Source organism: Paenibacillus zanthoxyli JH29 (genome assembly GCF_000520715.1).
In the GTDB taxonomy this organism is placed as follows: Bacteria; Bacillota; Bacilli; order Paenibacillales; family Paenibacillaceae; genus Paenibacillus_AQ; species Paenibacillus_AQ zanthoxyli.
Map to the genome: position 1 here is coordinate 1 of NZ_ASSD01000120.1, position 3840 is coordinate 3840.

A 3840-nucleotide genomic window follows, 5' to 3' on the forward strand; every position below is an offset into this window, starting at 1 on the left:
AAGCTTCGCGCCTATCGTTTGGTCTTATATTTATACGAGAAACGGGCGCCCTCCTCCCTGCGAGGACGGCGCAGCCGTTTCTTCTTGATATGGTTTTGAATTTGCTGTACAAATCAATCAGCGGTTTACTTCGCGCTGTCGTAGAGTTTGCCGACGGCTTCCCAGTTTACAACGTTCCAGAACGCTTTGATGTAGTCTGGGCGTTTGTTTTGATATTTCAGGTAGTAGGCATGCTCCCATACGTCAAGTCCGAGCAGCGGAGCCGCGCCTTCCATCAATGGGCTGTCTTGGTTAGGCGTGCTGGTCACGAACAGTTTGCCGTCCTTGAGCGCGAGCCAAGCCCAGCCGCTGCCGAAGCGGGTCGTTGCCGCCGCCGCGAAGTCTTCCTTGAATTTCTCGAAGCCGCCCAACTCGCTGTCGATAGCGCTGGCTAATGCTCCGGTTGGAGCACCGCCGCCGTTTGGTCCGATCGTTTCCCAAAACAGGGAGTGGTTGGCGTGGCCGCCGCCATTGTTGCGGACTGCGGTGCGGATCGCTTCCGGTACAGCATCCAGATTGGCAATCAGTTCTTCCAGACCTTTGCCTTGCAGTTCGGGTGCCTTTTCCAGTGCGGCGTTGAGATTGGTCACATAGGTGTTGTGGTGTCTGTCGTGATGAATCTCCATCGTTGTAGCATCGATGTGCGGTTCGAGAGCGTCATTTGGATAAGGAAGTGCCGGTAATTCAAATGCCATGGAAAAATCCCTCCTGAATTGTAATTGGAATTTGTATAGATAAAAGACTCTGCCGCTTAAGGGGCGCCATAATCTTTTATGTCAATGTCAATTATAGGTCCTGCTTCCAAGCTCATATTCATATTAAACCGTATCTGAAACGAGAATGCAACACTAAACAAACTAAAACGTTTATAAAGTAAAGCAACTGCAATTCCCGACAAAAATAGCCACAATCTATGTAAACGCGATGTTAACTACGTTAATATTTCCTGAAAAAAGCAACCTATACACTAAATTTTTCCTAAAAGATGAACATTTTTCATAAAGTGCTATGTATCCGCTTACTTACAAGCGCTTATGTGATAAAAGTAATGATATCGCTCGAAATATATGCTTTAATAGTAATAAAAGCAGGCATTCCTCGTTAGTTGATGCTTTTTACGTCCTCCGGAATATAAAGGGAACTCCTTCTTTTTGTAAAATCCAAAGCTAAAGAAAAGGGAGACTGTAAAGAATGCACGTTCGTTCCTTTCAATTAAGCGACGTAAGTCCAGTGACTGAACTGCTGCAAGCCGCCTTATCTGAAGAATGTTTCGAGAACACCATCGAGCCCTTATCCAGACAGCTTTCATGGGATTCCAATCTCATTGTTGTTGCGGAAGAAGAAGGGGAAATTGTCGGAGCGCTGATTGGCACGATAGAGAGAAATTATGGTTGTTATTTCCGTATTGCCGTTCATCCCGATTATCGCCGCAGAGGAATCGGCAGAAGTCTTGTATCCGCTATGGAGAGTAGATTTCAAGCACGCAAGGTCAACGGAATATACGTTGTCGGCGACGAGCATAACGAGGCTGCCCTCCCCCTGTACGAAGCGATGGGTTATGGCGAGAACCAGATCTTTAAATCGGTGCGAAAGCTGAGCATTGTCGGGTGAATTAAGGACAGGTTAGCCGACATTGCGAAAGCGGAACCATTAACCATATAAGATCAGCACTACCGGAGCCGGGAAACGGTTCCCTTTTCACTTCAGCATATCACCCCTACGTTGCAAACGGCCGGGAGATATGCTTTTCTATTGTAATGTGGAATGATATTGGCTGTACACGCTGACCTGAGAGGAGGCGGAGGTTATGAACACCCCGGAATACACATCTTATGCGCCGCCGCCCCCAAGGTGGGAGAGCCTGAAGAAAGAAATCAAGGAGGCGGCGCAGACGCTCGGTATTGACGATATCGGGTTTGCAACGGCGGAGCCGTTTCTTTTTTTGAAAAGTCTGCTGCAGGAGCACCGGGACAAGGGCTATGATTCCGGCTTTGAGGAGCCGGATTTGGACAAGCGAACGATTCCCGCGCTGCGGGAAGGAGAGGCGAAGTCAATCATCGCCATCGCGGTGGCCTATCCGTCCAAAATGGACAATCCTCCAAAGTCCGAGCCGGGCGAGCGCAGGGGCATTCTGGCGAGATCGGCCTGGGGCCGGGATTATCATCTCGTGCTGCGTGAGGCGCTGGAACGTCTGGAAGCGTTCATCCGGCAGCGGGTGCCGGATGCGGTGATGGAGAGCATGGTGGATACCGGTGTTCTGGTAGACCGGGCGGTGGCGGAGCGGGCGGGCATCGGCTTCAGCGGCAAAAACTGCGCGGTCATTTCTCCGAAATGGGGCTCGTGGATTTATCTCGGGGAGATGGTTACCAATATCCCATTTCCGCCGGACACGCCCGTAACGGAAGGCTGCGGCACATGCACGAAATGCATTGACGCCTGTCCTACGGGGGCGCTTGTCGGGCCTGGAGAGCTTAATGCCCAGGCTTGTATCTCTTACCTGACGCAGACCAAAGGCTTTCTGGACGAGACGTACATGGCCAAAATCGGCAACCGTCTGTACGGCTGCGATACTTGCCAGATTGTCTGCCCCCACAACAGGGGAAAGAACTGGGATCACCATGAAGAGCTGCTGCCCGATCCCGAGCAGGCAAAGCCGCTGCTGCTGCCGATTCTTGACCTCAGCAACCGCGAGTTCAAGGAGAAATTCGGAAGCAGCGCCGCCGCCTGGAGAGGGAAAAAGCCCATCCAGCGCAACGCCGTCATCGCGCTCGGCAATTTCAAAGACGCGTCCGCCGTGCCGAAGCTGAGCGAAGTGCTGCTCCGTGACCCGCGTCCCGAACTGCGCGGCGCGGCGGCCTGGGCGCTTGGCGCCATCGGCGGCGCGGCGGCGCTTGCGGCCGTGGAGCTTGCGCTGGAAAGTGAGCAGGACGAGGAAGTCGCCGAACGTTTGCGCCGGGCGAAGTCTCGACTGGCAGGCCCAATAGACCCTTAACAGCAGAAGCGGGCTGACAGTTTGGGATTTCCAATTGCTGTCCAGTTCTTGAAATGCTATGATAGATTCGCGCGCGTTAAAGATGCGCGCCACATTACAGCTCAGAGGTGGGTTTTTGGATGAATATTGCACTTCCTATTATTACGCTGGTTGTGGGGCTGATCGGCGGCTTCTTCATTGGTGTATATTATCTGCGCAGGCAAATGACCAACATGCAGAATGATCCGGAGATGCTGCAAAAGGTTGCCAAGCAGATGGGATATAATTTGAACAGTAAGCAAATGCAGCGCGCCCAGCAAATGATGAAGAACCCTAACATGTCGGGACGTGGTCCGTCCGGCGGAAATAAAGGACCCAAAAGAAAGAGCAAGTAACCGGACCGGGCTTCCGCTTGTTAGCGGGGACGGTCTGAAGGAGGAAGTTTCATGGGCGGAGTCAAAAATTATGTGAACGAAACTGTATCAGCCAACCGTGAGAAGATAGAGTATCATGTTCAGAAAATATTGGAGCTGATCGGCGAGGATACCGGAAGGGAAGGGCTGCTGGAGACGCCTGCCCGGGTAACGCGGATGTACGAGGAGATTTTCGCCGGATATTCCGTCGACCCTAGAGAAGTTCTTGGTGTTACCTTCGATGAGTCCCATGAAGAGCTCGTTATTGTCAAGGACATCGTCTATTACAGCCAGTGCGAACACCATATGGCGCCTTTCTTCGGCAAGGTGCATATCGGGTATATTCCGAGCGGACGCATTGCCGGGCTAAGCAAGCTGGCGCGGCTGGTGGAAGCCGTGACGCGCCGCCTGCAGGTA

Annotated in this window: 4 protein-coding genes and 1 pseudogene; 4 read left to right on the top strand and 1 reads right to left on the bottom strand. The window is 52.3% G+C overall.

Annotated features, from left to right (window positions below; genetic code table 11):
- Window positions 1–125: 125 nt before the first annotated feature.
- The gene (locus L691_RS0104770; RefSeq protein ID WP_025689113.1) at window positions 126–734 is read right to left on the bottom strand and encodes a superoxide dismutase; all 609 of its coding nucleotides are present in this window, start codon (window positions 732–734) and stop codon (window positions 126–128) included.
- 496 nt (window positions 735–1230) lie between these two features.
- Between L691_RS0104770 and L691_RS0104775 the strand changes: the two genes are divergently transcribed.
- The 4 genes and pseudogenes from L691_RS0104775 to folE form a co-directional block, all read left to right on the top strand.
- Window positions 1231–1650 carry a GNAT family N-acetyltransferase gene (locus L691_RS0104775; RefSeq protein WP_025689114.1) on the top strand — a complete coding sequence of 140 codons (420 nt, stop codon included), beginning with the start codon at window positions 1231–1233 and terminating at the stop codon, window positions 1648–1650.
- Between the two features lie 196 nt (window positions 1651–1846).
- A pseudogene (gene queG / locus L691_RS0104780) lies at window positions 1847–3013 on the top strand (tRNA epoxyqueuosine(34) reductase QueG); the annotation flags it as partial.
- Window positions 3014–3150: 137 nt separating this feature from the next.
- A complete protein-coding gene (locus tag L691_RS0104785; RefSeq protein WP_025689116.1) occupies window positions 3151–3405 on the top strand; it encodes a YneF family protein in 255 nt (84 codons plus the stop codon).
- A 51-nt stretch (window positions 3406–3456) separates the two neighbouring features.
- Window positions 3457–3840, top strand: a 384-nt coding sequence (gene folE, locus L691_RS0104790) for a GTP cyclohydrolase I (protein WP_025689117.1), incomplete at its 3' end; no start/stop codon positions are given.

Bases quoted from the DNA above. Each gene is read 5' to 3' on its own strand.
- L691_RS0104770 (WP_025689113.1), bottom strand. From the start codon at position 734: ATGGCATTTGAATTACCGGCACTTCCTTATCCAAATGACGCTCTCGAA.
- L691_RS0104775 (WP_025689114.1), top strand. From the start codon at position 1,231: ATGCACGTTCGTTCCTTTCAATTAAGCGACGTAAGTCCAGTGACTGAA.
- L691_RS0104785 (WP_025689116.1), top strand. From the start codon at position 3,151: ATGAATATTGCACTTCCTATTATTACGCTGGTTGTGGGGCTGATCGGC.